The following is a 16,143-nucleotide window of genomic DNA, read 5'->3' as shown; positions in this document are numbered from 1 at the left end:
AGAAACATATGCGGGCCATGAATCATTCGAGCGCCAGGACCTTTCATGAACAAAGCCTGACCGCGTACCGGATTATTTTCGACCACCTTCACCCCACAGTTGAGTGTTTCGTTTTCAGGAATTATGATCTGATGGGCCATTGATCGGGTTATTGAATCACTCTATGCTGTTCTGTTCTGTTCATAACTCCGGGGCTTCCTCACTGGTGTAGAAGGAGTTGCTACCACTTAGTGCCTGGTTGATAGCAGTCACCAGGAACTCCGGCCTGTTTTCAACATAACCGCAAATCTGTAACCCCGTATCCGGTGTTTCACAGCTGAGCCTGCGCACAGTGGCGTGTTCCATCAGATCAAATTTGTCTGAAACAGCCAGTAACGGGCACTCAAAGGTATTGGCATAAGACCGGATGTTGACGGAGCCGATATCAAACAGGATAATATCAGGAGCCTGCTCATCGTACACAGTCAGGATATCATCAGTGATAGAAACATAGCCGCAAACCTGCATGCCGTACTCGACTAGTGTTTGCGCATGACGCCGGAAAAACGCCTCCGGATGAAATGCAAAAATCAATAATTTGATGGCCATCAATAGATGTTTTAATCATGAACAATGGCAGAGGGGAAGCTTTTGCGAAAGTCCGGGCTGGGTACAGGCAATATACAACACTTAGTTGAGTGGTCCGCCGTTATAGCTATCCGGATCCTGATTCTTCCCGCGCTGCTCCAGTGCCAGTTTCGCCTCCTGGCGCGAGCCGTGTGTTTTCCATATACTGCAGACCTCCTGATAGCATTTTTCAAGCGATACAGTCAGCAGGCTCAGGAAAGGCAAACATCGCAGGATATCTTTGTGCATGGCTGCCTGCTGCGTATTTAGCAGGGTTTTGTTCTTCATGGTGCTGTATCTTCGTATGCTCTCTTTATGCGCGGGGTAATTTTGATTGAATGCACACAGAAACTTTTCGACCCGCTCCACATTCGTGGACAGCATGGCCACCGTTGAATACAGTTTGATCATATCCTGGGCCAGTTCTTCCTGTTGCAGTTCGTTCAATTCGATATCGGGAAGGCGTTCTAATAGCGCGTCAAGCTCCGCTTCCACGGCTGCTCTCGTCTGAGTTTGCTTTTTACTGCTGCCTTCCTTTTGTACAGCTTTCTTGGATGCCTGCGTAGCTGACTGGTGGTGCTTGCTAAGGTTGTTTTTCTTGTTTTCCATGTGAAAAGATTAATGATGGATAGTGTGGGATTTCTTCTGCATTGAACGTTTGCGTAGAGTTAATTTTGTGAATTGAAGACAATGTCCGGGAAATAGGCGGCGGTCTCTTCACTGGTGAGCGTGGAGATGGATAGGCCCATTCCTCTTTCGTGCTGCTTCCAGAATGCGTCCACCGCAGGTAAGGCGTGTTGCAGTTCAATCTTGGTTAACATCAAAAAAGGAATGGCCTGCCTGATCTCCGATTCACGCTGGTGAAGTTGTTGTTGCAGGCGCAAGCCTGTACCAGGCTTGGCCAATCGCTCCCGGTGGTTCTGATCGAAACATTTCAGATAAAGTATCGTGTGAGCAAGGGTATTGCTGACTGTATCTAAGTGCTGCAACAGATCGAGTAGGCCTTTTTCTATAGCTGCCAGTTGCTGCTCACTGAGTGGCACGTCTATGGGTTGCATCATGTCCTGAAACTGCATCTTGATTTTTTGGGTTCTGGCTGCCAGTTCCTTTTGGGACATGCCTGATTGCTGAACAGCAGGCTGAGAGCGTCGAGGAGGTGTTGACCCTTTTTTCTTTTTCATTATAAGAGTTGTTTAAGCGTGTGAAAGAATATGTTCGTCAAGTGTAGCTTTAAGGGAAATACTGTTGCTACGTCTGCTGCGACGGGTGTTGCTGAAGTATGATCTCGTCTGCTACTGCCAATAGTTTTTCATATTCCTGCAGGAAGTATCGTGTATCTTTTTCGGTGACATTGTCTTCATTCCGGTATCTGAAATTCTTATAGGTGGTGTTGAGTAGGTGAAGGCGGTTGGTTGGTTCATCTGTTGTTTTTACAAAAATTTCATTGGACCTGCTGTTGAAGAACCGAAGGATGCGCAGCAATCGATCCAGGTTGTGAGATACCACACCGTAGCCGATTGCCGAGATGATCAGCATATGCAATAATTGTTCTGTAGCCTGGTGCATACAGAACGCGGTCATTAGATAGTTGCCCAGTAACTGGTGAAGGCTGGCTGTTTGATGGAAAAGGTGAGCCCTTCGATACCATACAAACAGGTCTGTCTGATCGAGTGGTTTGAGCGTTATTTCCTGGATCGATTTGAGGATATGTGGCGCAGCTTGCCATTGCTGGTACAGAATGTTTGCCGACAGTTGCACGCGGATGGCAAACTCATTACCGCCTTCCGTCAATGATTTCAATGATACTGTTGTAAGCAACACGCAAGTAGTAGGTAAATGGTTTTTGGAACGATCCTCAATGGAATTGAGCTTGTATTTTTTGTCATTACAGTCATTACTTATGATGATTGCAATGATAAGGGCTGCCATGTCATTGTTGTCGTGGAGGCGATGATGCAAGAGAGAAATACTCTGCCCTGCTTTATTGATGTATCCCAGTAGCACTATTTTGTGGGGGTGCAGCACTTCTACTGCTATATTAACGATAGCCTGTAGAGAATGATTTAGCGTTATTGCCATAATGGTATGGTATTGATAAATTGTTGCCAGGTATTGGTAAGAGCGCCCTGATACTTCCTGTGCGTTAACAGGATCTTTTAGGTCGTCTCAGGAGATGGGTGAGGAATACCGGCACTTTCGAAATTGATTGCTTCATTGTTCGGTTCTTTATTATGGTTAGATTCGTCTGGATGTAGGTTTGGTAAGGGACTCGTAGCGCCTTTTAGCGCGGATATATAGTTGATGAAGTAATCCTGCTGTCGTATGTGTATCAGATAACTGGCTTCGATCAGGCATGCAAGGGAAAAGTGGACTTCATACGGATTGGTATAATCGTTGCCGAAATCTCCTACACCCGTTCCAAGAATATTGTGGAGCACTTCATTTAAAAGGTCTTTCCATTTTGATAAGGAGTGGCGTTTAAAAAACAGGTCAACACTGATCATGGGAATAAAGAATTCTTCTTCACAGAGATAACGCGGCATTGCCCGCCAGTGGTTTCTCTCTGTTTCTCTGATAAAAAAATGCTTATCAAACAGGAACATCGAATCCTGCAGCTCATCTGGTATTGCTCCCTTTTTTTGTTCTTTATCCTCTTGCCATACCAGCCACATGGCTTCCAGTAATTTGGAGAGTGTTTCAACATAGAACAGTTGATCAGACCCGCGTTTGATCAATTTTTTCCGACGCTTGGGCTTCAGTAATGCCATGAAGTGTTCATGCAGGGTATCGAGGGCCTGGTATTTCCAGTTGTAGTAGAAGAAATCAGCTACATATTTCATCGGATTGCCGATAAATTTTGCAGGTAAGCTAAGGCTGGTATATTCCATGTTTTTACTCATGGCAGTCGTTTTATGATGATTTTAAAGTTTGCTGATTGCGTGGGGATTTGTTCTTCGCCCTGGAGAGTGTTTCAGCCTGCACGCCGAGATAGGCTGCAATGGCTTTCGATTGCAGGAGGCGTGGTGCATCAGGGTGGATCTGTAGGAAGTGCCGAAGTTTTTCTTTCGTAGTCAATTGCTGCAACTGTTCTTTTTCAGTGAAAGAAAGCCTGGATTGCAGCAGCAGGTATTGCAGGGATAAAATAGGTTGAGGATAATAGCGAAAAAACAGCCGTGCATGAGAAAGATCCATCACATACACCAATGAGGTGCAAGCAGCTTTGAGGTCTTGTTGTGCGGGCAATTCAAAAAAGAAGTCAATGGGATGCGGCGCTATGCTTCCCTGAAAAAAGAGTGCGGTGTTAACGGCTCTTTTATGATTTTTCTGATGTAGCAACAGCGCGCCGGAATGGACATAGTAAATGCTTTGGGAAATTTCTCCGGCAGGAGTGAGCGTTTGGTTTCTATAAACCTTTTTGATATACGTGTACTTCTCCAGGAACTGCCTGGCGTCAGTAGAAATACTGCTATACTTGGCCAGCAATTTGGCAAAAGGAGATTGTTCGATTCTTTCAGGTGACTTGTGTTGCTGTTGTTTTTTCCTTACTGTTTTCATAAGAAAAAAATTAACCTGCGCAAGAATAGGGAGCCCATACCCACACACTCACACTAAGTAATTACCAGTTATTCAGGGAGTCGCTTTCCTTATAGCCATCGTTATAATGCTACAAAGGGCTCCGCTATTCTGATGCGCAGGGTGTGATCAATAGCCGGTATGTTGTTGCAATGCCGGATTGTTTACGAGTTCAGAGGCCGGAATGGGATATACAAGACCGTGAGCAGGTACCTGAATGCCTTTGTTTGTTTCCAGCACAGTGCGGGCGATGACCCATCGCTTTAGGTCAAGCCATCGGTGTCCCCATTCGCAAAACAGTTCTATACGTCTTTCCTGCCGCAGCGCCTCCAGTGTCTGGGGCTGCGAAAGTGACGTAGGCAACGGTGGGAGTCCGGCCCGCCCTCTAATGGTGTTGATGTCTGTCAGCGAAGCTTCAGTATTTCCCATCATGGCGCTGGCTTCTGCCCGCAGCAGCAGGATCTCAGCAAGCCGGATCACCACAGTGCCTTCACTCAAAGCGGCTCCGGGCATCGCCTGGCTGGGCCCGATCTTGTATTTGGCCGGATAGTAATACGTGGTGCCATTGATCTGGCGGTGGCGGAGCCACTGCTGTTGGCGCTGATCCTGTGGCTCGAATGCCTGTAACAGGGAGGTGGTCAGGTAAGCGAATGGCGGAAAGGGAAAGATTCCGTCAATCGGCAGCAATGTCATTCCCTCACGGGTGGCGTTGAAAGACCAGCCTGTGGGATCCTGCTGCCATTGCAGGATCACTTCCGGGCCGTTGATGCTAAATACTGCTTCGGCTGTTGGTGCCAGTGAGTACAGCGGACTGCTGATCACCTGGTCGGACAGTTCAGCTACCGCTGACCAGTTGTCTTGCTGGGCATACATCCTCGCCAGTAGGGCCATAGCTGCATACTTGTTGGCGATCAATCGACCTCCCTGTAACAAATCATATGATTCAGGTAACAATGAAACTGCTTGTTGCAGGTCGGTAATCAGTTGCGTGTATACCTGGTCAGACGTGGCTTGCGCTTGCGAGCCGGTATTACGCCAGTCGGTGGAGGTGATTAGTGGCACTTTCTCGAACAGCGATACCAGGTAGTAATGCACCAGTGCCCTGCCGAAAAAAGCATGTCCTTTCAGTTGATCCTTTACTGGTTGGCTAAGACCCGGGGAGGATGCTGCATTTTCAAGGATGGCATTGAACTGATAAATGGACTGGTAAGCGGTTGCCCACAGGTTGGCCGCAATGGCTGGATTGGTGGCCAGGAGCTGATTGTCGTTGAACTGCCTGGCTTCGGTATTACCCTGGTCAAAGACTTTCAGTTCGTCGGCAGAAAGCGCCGGGTATATCGTCATGCCACCGTTCAGCAAGGTGGGCATATGAGTATTGGCCAGCTGGTAGTAAGCGCCACTAAGCGCACTGATGGCTTCCTGATCAGTGGCAAAGACCTGGGATTGCGGGATGCTGCCGGTAGGATCAGGGATGTCGATGATCTTGTGGCAGGAAGCCAGTCCGCCGACCAGGCCACTCAACAAACCGAAGAGCACACCGAAACACGTGATAGACCTGTATTGTCCGGTGATGAAGTTGTATAGGGAGATAATGATAGGTTGCATGGTGGAGTGGTTTACAGTTTACAAGAAATACCAGCGGTGAGAATCGCGGGACGTGGCAAGGATCCGAACTGCTGGATCTCTGGATCAGATCCTTTGTAGTTGGTGACAAGCAAGAGGTTTTCACCCTGAATAAACAGTCGAAATTGGGACAAGTGCCACTTTTTCAACCAGGCATCCGGGCAGCTGTAACTCAGGGAAACATTCTGCAGGCGGATGAAAGACGCGTCAGAGATACGGGCATCGGAGTAAAACGCATACTGGTTGCTGTTATTGGTGCCGTAATTCAGCGGCTTACCAACAGCAGCAATATCACCGGGCTTTTGCCAGTACTGCATTACCTGACTGGGTTGGTTTTTGCGTGCTCCGGGTTGTTCAGCCCCCACCAGTGCATTGAACCCTTTTTGTTTACGATGGAACCACAATGCACTCAGCGACCACTGTTGAAAGGTTAGTTCTGTAGTAAGACCGGCTTCATACTGTGGTGTCATATCGATGATAGTCCTGTCGTCCGGTGTATTACCGGTAAAATCAACAGTGATCGCCTGATCTCCGGTTAGGTCCGCAAACCGGTATTCTCCGGTGGCAGGATTCACTCCCGTAAAATGAAGCAGTCGCTGCAGGTTGAGTGGCCTGCCCACAACAAAGCGACTTTTGTAGGGAGACTGGTCAAAGTTGGGATAGGAGAGCAGTTTGTTCCGATTGGCGGCCACAAATAACCTGGTTTGTAACTGCCAGGTTGTTCCTTTGATCGCCAGGATATCGAGGTTCACTTCCAGCCCTGTATTCTGCACATTCGCAGGCGTGTTGGAGATCACGGAGGTGAACCCGCTTTGAGAGGCGATGGGCATCGAGAGTAACTGGTTATCGCACCGGTTGCGATACCATGCTACCTGCAGGGTCAGCCTGTCTTTGAAGAAGCCAAGTTGCAGTGCCAGTTCCAGCTTGCGGTTCTCTTCCCAGCGCAGCAGGCTGTCGGCAAAGCGTGTAGGGAACAGTGGTTGCTGCCCACCATACTGACCGGTGGATCCAAATTCCCACAGAGACAGGAATCCGTAATCTCCAATCTGATCAGACCCAGTAACACCATAACTGGCGCGCAGCTTACCAAACGACAGCACGCTGCTTGCTTTGAGCGCTTTGGATTCTGAGAATATCCAGGCAGCGCCGATGGATCCGAAGTTGCCGAATTGCCTGCCGGATGCAAATCGGGAAGATCCGTCACGGCGGCCACTGATATTAAGGATATACCGGTTTTCCCAATTGTAGGAAAGACGCAGGAAGGCCCCGGCATATTTGTACTGCGCGCTGTTTTCTACAATCTGTTTGGTAGGGGCGGCATTGATGGACCCCAATAAGAGGTCATTGGTGTAGTTGGAGCCTGCTGTCAGCAAGCCGGTCGTCAGGTTCTGCTGATAACTGGCTCCTGCCAGGGCAGTAATCTTACCTCTCGACAGGAATGTAGTGTATTCTAACTGCGGTTCACTAATAACGTTATGAAAATAGCTTCGTCCTTTACTGACAGAGCCCCGCGGGTTCATGTCCGGATTGAGCGACCGGATCGGCAGGGTGTGCTCCTGTGCAGTTTGCGAATTGTTGTAACCAAGATTGATGCGGGCGGTCAAACCTCTTATGATGGCATAAGATAGCACCAGGTTGCTATTGAGCAAATGCGCGGTGGATTCATACGGCTGTAGCAGCGAAGCAAAAGCATAGCTGGTGGCCAGTGGTGCCCAACCTGCATAATTAAGACTTCCCTTATCATTGAAGATAGCGGGTGCATGCGGTGGCAGTAATGCGCTTCCTGCGGAGTAGATCAGGTTGCTGTGGGTAATGCTATACTGAGCAGACAGATCCAACGTGAACTTCTGATTCGGCGTTTTGTGTTGGACCGCCATCGCCATTGATCCCCGCTGGTTACCCCCGGCAATGGCAGTAATATCGCGCTGGTAGTTGTAGCCGGCACTGGCGCGGAAATTGGTGAGTGCGGTTCCTCCCTGCATGCTCAATTGTGCACTGACAGTCCTGCCGGTACCACCAAAGGCATAACGCTGCCAGTCTGTATATCGGGTAGTATCCCAGGCTACCAGATCAGGTGCGCTCATCATATCGATGGCAAGACCATCATTGGCCAGCGCAGCTTTGCGCAGCGCCACGTATTGCTGCGTATTCAGCAAAGGAAAAAAACGGGTGACTTTACTGAAGCCCGTGTATACATTCAGTTCGGTACCTGCTTTGCCCGCTTTCCCTTTCTTGGTCGTGACCAGGATCACACCATTGGCACCCCGTGAGCCATAAATGGCCGTAGCATCAGCGTCTTTGAGTACTTCTATACTTTCAATATCAGCAGGATTGATGTTAAAAAATGGGCTTTGCCCTCCGGCGGGAGATGCCATACCGGATTGGATCATTCCTTGTGAGACGGCGGATCCTGCTGCAATAGATTCTACATTGGAAAGATTCAGCGTGGTCATCGGGACGCCATCAATGACATACAGTGGCTCCGCTGGTTTGGTGGGGTCAATCGAGCTGCGTCCGCGGATCTCAATTTTTATGGAGCCGCTGGCTGCTCCGCTCACATTGGTGATAGAGGTGCCCGGTGTCCTGCCTTGCAGGATCTGCAGGGGATTGATCACAGGTTGCTTATCTATTTCTGTGGCGGTAACCTTGCTGATATTACCAGTGGTGATCCGTTGGTTGGTAACGCCGTAAGCCTGTACCACGACCTGGTCCAGGTAGGTATTGGAAGATTTCAGGACAATGTTGATTTCCGTGCGGCCTTTAACAGCAATGACCTGCCGTTGGTAACCGACATGGGTAACGAGTATCGTATGGGATGAGATCACTCCCGGCAGGAAGAAGATGCCTTTGGCATTGGTGAGGGTTGCGATTCCCTGTTTTCCGTTCGGTCTGGCAACGGTTACGTCCGAAAGCGGCTCTCCGCGTTCATTGGTGATTCTGCCGCTCAGTGTGTAGGAGCTGTCCTGAGCCTTTGCCACAAGTGCAGCCAGCATACAGCAGAGAATCATTGATAGTTGTGTGATGTGTAATCGCATGATTAGTGTGTGGTTTAATGGTGATCGGAAATGTTATAGGAATGCGGTGTTCCGGCGAATTATGTACAGTGTTTCTACTGCATACCCAGCAGTTATGTGTCAGTCTTTGTTGGACCGGTGCGCGAAGTAGTTGAATGCTTTGTCCAGGAGAATCTTTATAAGTGCACCAAGTATCATCGATCCGAAAAACACCAGTAGTTTCATGAATTGTGTTATTGGTTTGAAATAATGAAGGAGGAGCAGTGTTGAAGGCGAATGTGGTATTCAGGTTGCTCCTGAACCTCGTGCCTGGTAAGGTTTTCAGTCTTTGTCTATGCGTCTCTGTAAAAGATCCCAGATACAGAGAATGACAAGGAATAGTAAGAATGAAACGGATTCGTCCATGATATGAGGGGTTGTTTTGGTGGCAGGCAGAAAGGAAAGCGAAGGTGCAAGCCTTGCGACTGGCCTGCCCTTCGCTGGAATGAAAAACCGCAAATGAGAAAACTGCTACGGAATGCAGCCAGCCCCAGTAGCTGGAAGTTGGAGTGGTGCCGGGCTGCACTGCATCCGTAGCAGCATTGGCTGCCTGGTGAAGCAGCGAAAAACTTTTGCATAAAAAGCTAGTAATTGGTTTCACATAGGCGTGAGCGTGAGGATAAAAAAATGCGGAGCAGCAGGCAATGGAACTTACCTGCCCTCCGCTGTTTTCAGAGGTTAAAACGGGCTTTGGGGAAACCACCCAGGGATTTCTGACATGAATGCAATCCCAGTTCACAGCCTTGAATATTCTTAAAAAGTCAAAGTGTATTAAAATGAAGTGAAGGCAGGAAAAAATTAAGGCAGGGACTATTGTCTTGCATAACTGTCCGTGAGAAAGTGGCACAGTCAATACAGGAGAATAGTGCCCTGCACTTAATGTTTTGGAATATGTTGCCTTTATGCTCATTGTGTCTGGTGCTTTCTCACGGCACAGTCAATGAGTAAAGGAATATGTACGTTTGATGCGAATTTAAGAACCGAACTTTATATATCCAAATATTAAAGATAGTTAATTAAAGAGTTTATAAAAGTCCAGTCTTTTTGGAGAGTGGAAATTTATCGTAACCAGAAGGAAACCAAAAAGGTAGGAGCTAAGTTAATGCAGCTTAGAAAAGCTGCTGGTTACAGTATTGCAGATATAGCAGATATGACCGGGTTTACATATCAAACTATTTCTCGTATTGAAAAGACAGGCGAGGGTTCAGTTACTTATATTATTGAAATAGCGAAAGCAATTGGTGTTCCTCCTAAAGATATTTTTGATGTAAAGTTTGGCGATAAGCCTCGTTTCTCTTTGAGTCCAAATAGAAAAGAAAAAGTTAATGCGACAATGTTAATCGAGGATTTATACGATAATACTGATTTTTTCAATTCACCTCGCTACGTAAGAGATGTTCTTCAGTATTTCTATGAGAAGAGAAAGCTGAAATTAAATTCAGTCGCTATTTCCGCAGTTTTAGGTAAAATGGTAAAAAATAAAAGCTTGAAGTTTCAAGTTAATGGCAGGCAGAAAATGTATTCAAGAAAATAATTGCTTTAGAGACTTTCAATTCTTGTTTTACATATTTGCTCTACGATAGGTATCATGCTGGAGACTCTTTCTATTAGTATGTTTATATTTTCCTCACTTATAGAAAATTTGGGATCATAACGCGCTTCAATATATCCTTGCTTCAGTAATTCAAATAAGTTTTCTTCCGACTTGTCTGTTTCAGTCCTGAATACTAAGTATAATTGTTCTGAATATGGTTTGGCCTTTTTTCTAAGCTTCCAGAGATTATGAAGCTTGGGTTTGTAGTCTGTAAAAACCGTTAAGGTGGCGTAATACAGGTTTTCTGCAGCTTGGTGTAGTTCGAAATCAGATTTTTTGAAGTTCTTTCTGTCTGCTGCATGCTTAGCATCAATTAAGAATTCATTTGCTTGTGGAAACCACGTATCAAAATATCTCTGTGCCTTTTCTTTTCTTTCAAGTGGGGTAAGTTCCCTGGGCTGAGAAAATTGGATTGTCCTTTTGTCGAACAAGACAATCCCTTCTTTAATGATGTCAGCCCAAAAATATTCTCCCCATTCCAGTCCTTTATTGATGTGATCGATACCGTGAATTTCCAGGTTTACCGGTGGGTTAAAATGATCGGTTTTTTGGATTACCTGATGTTCCAGAACATAAGCGTCTTTTTCACTTGTTTGCGTTACAACGAGGAAATCATAATCGCTGGTATATTCATTGAGAAGACCGCCAGAGTGATACTGGTGGTCAACCCAGGTTCCTTTGGCGTAAGATCCAAACAATATCACCATCTCCGGATCAATGACTTCTTTGATCACTTCCACCACCTGGCGGATCTCGTGTTGCTTTTTTTCAGGTAATTGATCGAAGGACGGTTGCATGTCTGGGAAATGAATGTTATAAATAACAATAGTAACGATACTTAAAGATACTTAAATAATGTTTGCTATAAAACTCTAATACATTGGGTTATGTTATTATATATAATAAAATAGATATATTTCTTGACGCTTCCCCGCTTTTTATATATTTTGTCCACATACAACACCAAAACTAACATGTGGAACCCAAAGGAAGTTAGAAAGTTGATAGCTCAAGTCTCAGGAATTCTTTTCGGCATTGGAGGTTTTTATTTGATGACCGTGGATGCAAAAGCGACAGGGAAAATCAATATTACTTCTAATCTACTGTCCGGCCAGATTGAATCTGGAAGCGCAGGATTACTACTTATATTCTTTGCTTTTTTTTTAATTATGCTTCCGACGTTTTTAGGAGGGCATCATGTACGAAAAGAACCTAGTCTGACAGGAAATCCTGAAAAGAAGAAAAATCTAACCGAATATTCAAAAACTGTAATTGCATTTCTTGTAACTGCTTTGTTGTGTGCTGGGAGTTTTTTCTATAGCGATCATTTGGCGAATAAAGGGCATCAAAATTTTTCAGGAGTTTTGTCTTTCGTAGGATACTTATTGGTGGCACTAACAGGTGTCTTCTTCTTCGGAGTGCTATTTTATTTCTTTGGTGGTTCTGAATCGGAATCAAATATAAACGAAGAATCTCCTTCTGAAACCGGCAAGTAATTGCAGTAAACATACACAGTGTCTAAATAACCCTAAACTGATAGATGATGAACGATTCACAAAAGAAAGAAATAATCGAAGCTGTCATAAACGAGGTTGAAGACAAAGGTAGTGCTCGTGTAGGATATCACGCGGAAATAATATTAAAAAGAGATTCGCATAGCCCTGTTTCATATAGCATAAGGAGTAAGATTGAAGGGACAATTGTAGCCTCGAAAAAATATAAAAGTAGGCCGCATCCAAAATTTAGAGATGATTATGAGATTATAAAAAATCATGACTATGAAGAAAAGAATTGGATTGAGAGAAACCCAGTATGGAATAATTTTCTTGTTGGATTGATCACTGCTGTTTTTTCTTTAATAGTGGGGTGGCTGTTGCTACTGTTACCTAAAGAAAAACAAGATAGTCGAATTGAGCAGCTCGAAAAAAAAGTGAAAGCTGTTTCGGATTCAATAAGTATTTTGAAAGTTGAAATAGAAAAGTCTTCATTAGCGTCTGTTACTTTAAAAGATTCATCATCAAAAAAAGACACATCCTTGTCTTCTCATTGAAAGCGTTGAACGTTTTTGTAGGACTACATTTAGATGATGTAAAAACGAGATAAAAAGAATATGAAATCTTTATTGAATAAATGGTCAACAGAAAAAGAAATGAAAATATGGAAGGAAGCGATTTTTGTTTTCGACACATCTGTTCTCTTGAATTTTTTGGAGTTTCTTCATTCTTACAGGCAGGATATTTACGCTAATATTTTCAGTAAACTAAGCGGCAGGCTGTTTATTACAAATTATGCGGAGTATGAGTTTTTGAAGAATAAAGAAAAAGTACTGAATAATCCGAAAGAAGAGTATCGGATAATCAGGGAAAAGCACTTTCCTGATCAGCATTTACAGAAATTTGTCAATCAGTATCAACAGCTGAAAAATTTAACGGCCAAAGAAGATAGGCATCCTTATTTTAAGAAAGATATTTTTTCTGAAATGGATGAACAGCTGGAGTTGTTGAAAAAGAAAAGTGAGGTTCTGGTGAGTTTGATGGAGCAATTTATGGAAAAGCAATTAGAGGAGCATGCCAGTTCAATTGAGGATGATAATTTGTTAGATTATTTTGAAGTTACACCCACTTATACTCATCAGGAATTGATGAAGATAGCTGAAGAAGGTGAATTTCGCTATCGGCATTGTATGCCGCCTGGTTATATGGATGAAAAGGAAAAGGCTAATTTGGGAATCTCAAAATTTGGAGATTTGATTTGTTGGAAACAGACTTTGGAATTAGCCAAACAGAAGAATCGGCCAGTGTTGTTAATCTGCGATGACTTAAAAGAAGATTGGTGTATTACTGATTCCAAAGACAAAAGAAAATTAGTAAGCCCACGTCCGGAACTTATCAAAGAAATGAAAGATATTGCTGGGGTACAAATGTGGAGTTATAGCTCTCCGCAATTCTTGCACCTATCTAAAAAAATATTAGAATTCGATGTTGATAAGGAGATGATAAAATATTTCGCAGAGAAAGTGGCGCTAGGAAATCCAACTGTAAGAAATGAAGCTGTTCTGAAATTTCTAATTGAAATTTACGAGTCAGAAAGTATAACATGGGATGCTGGAGGCTCAATGACAGTTCCTGATAAATTCTATATGCAGAAGGGTGAAGTAAAGATGGTAGTCGTTGTAAAGAGAGTTAATGAAAATGATTTTAACTCAATAATAGAAAATTCACTTTTGCTGAGGAGAAGTTTTAAAGTCTATCGTAAGACTTTATATGTTTATGTTTACGTAGCTAGTGATGAATTGATGGCTGAAAAGATAGCTTCGGAAATCAGACATGATCTCTCTCGGATAATAGTATATGTTGGATATTTAGATGAGAAAAATTCATTTTGTGCTGTAGGATTTCCGGACCTCGATGCGGAAAAAATGTGATAAAAAGAACGTATAAAAAAAGGGCTACAACAGCCCTTGATTTGCGAATGAGAAGTAACCATCTTCTGTCAGTATGATATGATCCAGCAGGTCTATATCTAGCAATTCTCCCGCAGCCTTAATTTTTTCTGTAAGCCGCCTGTCTGCCGGACTGGGCTCCAAATTCCCTGAAGGATGGTTGTGGCAAATAGCTATGGCAGTGGCTTTCGTCTTCAATGCGGCGGCGAACAGCAATCTGATATCCACAGCCACGCCGGTGATGGTTCCGGATGCTAGGTTAAGGATGCCCAGAACCCTGTTCGAGCGAGAGATCAATGCTACCTTGAACTGCTCCAGCAATTCCAGCTTTTCTTCATTCCAATGGTTCAAAAACAATTGTTGTAAATCCTCTGCTCCCGTAATGGTGGGCCTTGCAGAAGGCTTCACATTGGATTTGTAGCTTAATTCAATTTCAGCGGCTACTGTCCAGGCTGGAGGAGTGGTTTGCTTTTCCATAATTCAACATTTTAAAAGTTAAAAAATTATGGAAGCGTGCGCCGGTTGCGGCAGCTACAGGGACAAGCAGGAACGGAATAAAGGATAGCGTTGTGTGCCGGCCTCTTCGTGTTTATGCCGTAGTTCCTTGTCCTGTACAGCCAGCCACAACCGATCTTTTGGAATAATGAATGCAGTAACTTTTAAATCGATGTTGATCTTTTTTCTTATCGGAGAATTTCAATGAAATAGTTACCTTAGTTGACTTCCCTGTCAACTCGAACTTTTCCCAACCTACCAGTATTCATGCGTACATCTCTGCCATAGGAGAGGTGAATTACTTTGCTTGAACTTCATTACTAATACCGGTAAATATTCAACCATGCTATTGAATTCGTATGCTCATATTACTATGATCCGCGTAACCTTCTTGTCCAGCCTGCTGTTGATGATAATGGTGCAGTCTCGCTGCCAGCCTTCTACGAGAGATACCATGGTCACGGGAAAGCTGGTAGCGTTTATCAGTGAACGCATTCCGGCAACGACTGACTATTGGAGAACAGCTTTTAAGTTCCTGGTAGGAGAACATGATACCGCAACGATCAACGTGCCCACAGATTCACTTGTGCCACGCGCCTTGTTTCACAGCACTTTCGGTTTTTGCCAGTTGAGGGTAGATTCTGTTTATACGCTAAAGCTGAAGTACACTAAGCTCGGCGAGATCTTTATCGGGCTGAAGAATACACCTGGCTTCTTCTATAATGACAATGATATTGTTGAAGATCCTGTCACCGGGAAAATTTTTGCCAATCCGAAGGCTGTCAGGGCCAAATCCCGGGGCGGCCGGATCATGGGGGCCAATTACCTGGACATGAATGGCTTTATCTATGAACTGATCGATTACTGGCCATATCCCTGCGCCAAAAGACACTTTTGATAGGGTGTTCTTATAACCCGGGCTATGAAATAAAATATGTAGATTCCATGTGCTAAAAGAAGTATTATGGCTACATCCATACGTAGGAAGGCAACCAATACCTTATCGCAGTTCATGGGTGAGATGGCAGTAAGCCTGGATGCGATGACTTCCTCTGTGCTCGGTATCCTGTTGAATATTGATCCGGAGAGATCCCATTCGCTCAGTTTCGGTGTTGGTTCCCTCAGTCTTCAGCAAAAGGTGCTCCTGATTCGGGATATCTGCGGAATGAATCAACAGGTCAGTGAGAAGCTGGTCAAGCTGGTTGAGGTGGTGGAAGTTGTTACCAGGTCAGGGGTGACGACTACAGATCAGCTCTTTACAGAATCAGGAAGAGTTGGCAGGGAGGTGTATTCCCAACTGGATAGTTGGTGCCTGGAATCTAGTGGTGCAGGACGTGTGCGTGATGACAAGGACGCCAGGCTACGGCTAACGATTATCACCCTGATCGTTGAATTGAAGGATGCGTGTCTGGAAGTATTAACAAATGAGTTTGTAGAGGATGGACGGAAAGCATCCTTTCACCGGTATAATAGTTTTTTTGTGGCTTCTGTACTGGAGCAGTTAAAGAAGGTGAAGTTGGATGTTGTTGGCTCGGCTGCTGCTGCAGGAACAGAAAAGGAAGTAAGTAAATATTTGGATGAGATCGGCAAAGCGTTGAAGAAAAAGCAGAGAAAAAAAACGTAGTTGCCATTTGAATAACAATTGAAAAAAAAACTCGTGGCGCAAGCATCAAAGGACTATATAAACCATCTTCTGAGAAACGTCGAGCAAGACCTTCCCGTCTTTTTGAAATTCATTCCAAAGGAGTCGAAAGAAT

Annotated in this window: 16 protein-coding genes; 6 read left to right on the top strand and 10 right to left on the bottom strand. The window is 44.7% G+C overall.

Annotated elements, in window-relative coordinates:
• Positions 1-180 precede the first annotated feature (180 nt).
• The 8 genes from ACTHMC_RS17680 to ACTHMC_RS17645 all read right to left on the bottom strand — a co-directional run bounded on the left by ACTHMC_RS17680 (position 181) and on the right by ACTHMC_RS17645 (position 8,837).
• Positions 181-588, bottom strand: coding sequence for a hypothetical protein (locus ACTHMC_RS17680; protein WP_440415043.1), 408 nt, complete (start codon positions 586-588; stop codon positions 181-183).
• Positions 589-669: 81 nt separating this feature from the next.
• Positions 670-1,215, bottom strand: a complete 546-nt coding sequence (locus ACTHMC_RS17675; RefSeq protein ID WP_440415042.1) for a hypothetical protein — start codon at positions 1,213-1,215, stop codon at positions 670-672.
• Between the two features lie 59 nt (positions 1,216-1,274).
• Complete coding sequence (locus tag ACTHMC_RS17670) at positions 1,275-1,787, bottom strand: hypothetical protein (protein WP_440415041.1); 513 nt, start codon at positions 1,785-1,787, stop codon at positions 1,275-1,277.
• Positions 1,788-1,854: 67 nt separating this feature from the next.
• The gene (locus ACTHMC_RS17665; RefSeq protein ID WP_440415039.1) at positions 1,855-2,685 is read right to left on the bottom strand and encodes a HEPN domain-containing protein; all 831 of its coding nucleotides are present in this window, start codon (positions 2,683-2,685) and stop codon (positions 1,855-1,857) included.
• Positions 2,686-2,762: 77 nt separating this feature from the next.
• Positions 2,763-3,506: a hypothetical protein gene (locus tag ACTHMC_RS17660; protein ID WP_440415037.1), complete on the bottom strand. Its 744-nt coding sequence runs from the start codon at positions 3,504-3,506 to the stop codon at positions 2,763-2,765.
• 10 nt (positions 3,507-3,516) lie between these two features.
• Positions 3,517-4,161: a Crp/Fnr family transcriptional regulator gene (locus ACTHMC_RS17655; protein WP_440415036.1), complete on the bottom strand. Its 645-nt coding sequence runs from the start codon at positions 4,159-4,161 to the stop codon at positions 3,517-3,519.
• Between the two features lie 147 nt (positions 4,162-4,308).
• On the bottom strand, positions 4,309-5,784 hold the full coding sequence (locus ACTHMC_RS17650; protein WP_440415035.1) for a RagB/SusD family nutrient uptake outer membrane protein: 1,476 nt from the start codon (positions 5,782-5,784) through the stop codon (positions 4,309-4,311).
• An 11-nt stretch (positions 5,785-5,795) separates the two neighbouring features.
• Positions 5,796-8,837 carry a SusC/RagA family TonB-linked outer membrane protein gene (locus ACTHMC_RS17645; RefSeq protein WP_440415034.1) on the bottom strand — a complete coding sequence of 1,014 codons (3,042 nt, stop codon included), beginning with the start codon at positions 8,835-8,837 and terminating at the stop codon, positions 5,796-5,798.
• Positions 8,838-9,906: 1,069 nt separating this feature from the next.
• Between ACTHMC_RS17645 and ACTHMC_RS17640 the strand changes: the two genes are divergently transcribed.
• Positions 9,907-10,389 carry a helix-turn-helix domain-containing protein gene (locus ACTHMC_RS17640; RefSeq protein ID WP_440415033.1) on the top strand — a complete coding sequence of 161 codons (483 nt, stop codon included), beginning with the start codon at positions 9,907-9,909 and terminating at the stop codon, positions 10,387-10,389.
• Positions 10,390-10,394: 5 nt separating this feature from the next.
• Here ACTHMC_RS17640 and ACTHMC_RS17635 read toward each other — a convergent pair whose 3' ends face one another.
• On the bottom strand, positions 10,395-11,246 hold the full coding sequence (locus ACTHMC_RS17635; RefSeq protein ID WP_440415032.1) for a HEPN domain-containing protein: 852 nt from the start codon (positions 11,244-11,246) through the stop codon (positions 10,395-10,397).
• A gap of 177 nt (positions 11,247-11,423) precedes the next feature.
• Here ACTHMC_RS17635 and ACTHMC_RS17630 point away from each other — a divergent pair, with 177 nt between their 5' ends.
• From ACTHMC_RS17630 to ACTHMC_RS17620, 3 genes are read left to right on the top strand one after another with little or no spacing between them, the layout of a single operon-like run.
• Entirely contained in the window at positions 11,424-11,945 is a 522-nt protein-coding gene (locus tag ACTHMC_RS17630) for a hypothetical protein (protein WP_440415030.1), read from the top strand.
• Positions 11,946-11,992: 47 nt separating this feature from the next.
• Complete coding sequence (locus ACTHMC_RS17625) at positions 11,993-12,499, top strand: hypothetical protein (RefSeq protein ID WP_440415029.1); 507 nt, start codon at positions 11,993-11,995, stop codon at positions 12,497-12,499.
• 60 nt (positions 12,500-12,559) lie between these two features.
• Positions 12,560-13,873 (top strand): PIN-like domain-containing protein, encoded by a 1,314-nt coding sequence (locus ACTHMC_RS17620; protein ID WP_440415027.1) that lies wholly within the window; start codon positions 12,560-12,562, stop codon positions 13,871-13,873.
• A gap of 24 nt (positions 13,874-13,897) precedes the next feature.
• Here ACTHMC_RS17620 and ACTHMC_RS17615 read toward each other — a convergent pair whose 3' ends face one another.
• Positions 13,898-14,368, bottom strand: coding sequence for a JAB domain-containing protein (locus ACTHMC_RS17615; RefSeq protein WP_440415025.1), 471 nt, complete (start codon positions 14,366-14,368; stop codon positions 13,898-13,900).
• A 361-nt stretch (positions 14,369-14,729) separates the two neighbouring features.
• On the opposite strand from ACTHMC_RS17615, the gene ACTHMC_RS17610 reads away from it, so the two are divergent.
• A complete protein-coding gene (locus ACTHMC_RS17610) occupies positions 14,730-15,284 on the top strand; it encodes a hypothetical protein (protein WP_440415023.1) in 555 nt (184 codons plus the stop codon).
• Between the two features lie 66 nt (positions 15,285-15,350).
• Positions 15,351-16,010, top strand: coding sequence for a hypothetical protein (locus ACTHMC_RS17605; protein WP_440415021.1), 660 nt, complete (start codon positions 15,351-15,353; stop codon positions 16,008-16,010).
• Positions 16,011-16,143 lie beyond the last annotated feature (133 nt).

The sequence above is a fragment of the Pseudobacter sp. genome (genome assembly GCF_051955275.1).
Taxonomy (GTDB): Bacteria; Bacteroidota; Bacteroidia; order Chitinophagales; family Chitinophagaceae; genus Pseudobacter.
The sequence above is the reverse complement of the archived record's forward strand: the minus strand, read 5'-3'. Positions and strand labels throughout refer to the sequence as shown.